Annotated in this window: 2 protein-coding genes; both read left to right on the forward strand. The window is 44.7% G+C overall.

Going from position 1 to position 1593, the window contains the following annotated elements:
* Positions 1-693 (forward strand): polymorphic toxin type 46 domain-containing protein (locus AB5Y59_RS04605; protein ID WP_368211555.1); only part of this gene is annotated, 693 nt, incomplete at its 5' end.
* Positions 693-968, forward strand: a complete 276-nt coding sequence (locus AB5Y59_RS04610; RefSeq protein WP_342040771.1) for a hypothetical protein — start codon at positions 693-695, stop codon at positions 966-968. The genes AB5Y59_RS04605 and AB5Y59_RS04610, both read left to right, overlap by 1 nt.
* The last annotated feature ends 625 nt before the right edge of the window (positions 969-1593 follow it).

Genomic DNA, 1593 nt, shown 5'->3' on the forward strand with positions numbered 1-1593 from the left:
TATTTTGACGCCGAGACCGGGCTTCACTACAACCGCCACCGCTACTACCAGCCCGGCACGGGTAGATTTATCACCCCTGACCCGATAGGCTTGGCTGGCGGGCTCAACAACTACCAGTACGCCCCTAACCCGACTGGCTGGGTGGATCCGCTGGGGTTGAGCAATGTGCCGGGACAATGTCCTGGTTCAGATAAAGATCTTACAAGACGAGCATATCTGAATAATAAATTCGGCCGTACTGGTGAGGTCAATGCTGACATAAATCAGAGAGCTAGGAAAAAAATTGCATTTGACTTTTATAAGGGGCAGGGTTTTGCCGAAGAAAGCATACCTAGTCATTTGAATGGAATTGACTTCAGTCACGATGTGCGTATTGAAACCCTCAATAGAGGTAAAAAAGTATATCAGTATCAATCATCAGGAGCCCCACAAGGTAATTACTATGCAATGCATAGCAGTGTGACTCCATCAGAGTTGGGTATTGGTAAGATGGGGGAGAATAGGGCTAAAGGTACAGTGGAACTTAAACTGAAAAAACAATATGTAGTTAATGAAAAAACTAAAGTGATTCGCTCTACTTCTAAGGCAATTGATGATACTTGGTCTGTTAGAGGTGTGACTCAGCCATCTTCTGGTGGTGGCACTCAGCTCTTTACCACAGAAAAACATATATTTGTAGAGGGTGTTGAATAATGATTAATAAAGATGATTTTCAACAAATGGCTTTGAAAAACCGTTTTTTATTAGAGCAGTTTACAGATTTCAAAGAATTTTTTTTGTCATGGGCCGCTTTGCTAAAAAAGAATGGTGATAGTTATCTAATTGAGAATGATGGTAGGGAAGGATGGTTGATTCTATATTCAGAGAATTCTAATGGAGGATGGGATGAGGTGGAAAAGGTTGTTTCTCATAAGTTTCACAAAGATGACTACGTAAAGCAATGTGAACTATGGCTATCTAGAATATAAAGATAAAATGTAAGTGTTGTGGTGCATGCGATTTTTGGTGAGCCTTCGAATGGTTGAGGTTGTATATCAAGCAGTGTCGTAGGTTCGATTTTTCCCCGCGTAATCCGGTATTTTCTGAGTAATCAGTGCAGATCAGGTTATAGCTGGGTAATTTTATTAACTCAGTTTTTTTAAAAAGATGGATGTGTAAAGGTCAGAATAACGCCATTTTCTTATCTTTTTATATGTTGACTTCCCCTTTACTGTCAGGTTGCGGGCTAGTGGGGCTGGCCGGGCAGCGAGACTCGCTGCGAATATCACCTCTAGCTTCATTTGGTGCGTCGCCACATCCCGTGGGTGGCAGGGCACTGACGTATCGCGACGACACCACCAACCTCTTCTTGAGCGAGATTGAAACTAGGATGGCGAGAAGAGCATCGAATTCTTGTGGCAACCTGATTGCCGAGAGCTGCTATCTGCTAGGTGACGCAAGCATCGTACTGACCAGCGGTACCGCAGCTTTATCTATGAACCCGGCAGTTTCAAACCCCTGGCACAGCTGGAAGGGGAGGGGCAGAAGGCCGAGGTATTCCACTACCAGCTTGACCACCTGGGCACTCCCTTGGCACTGACCCGCACAAGCGGG

The organism is Aeromonas sp. s10, from assembly GCF_040907975.1.
In the GTDB taxonomy this organism is placed as follows: domain Bacteria; phylum Pseudomonadota; class Gammaproteobacteria; order Enterobacterales; family Aeromonadaceae; genus Aeromonas; species Aeromonas caviae.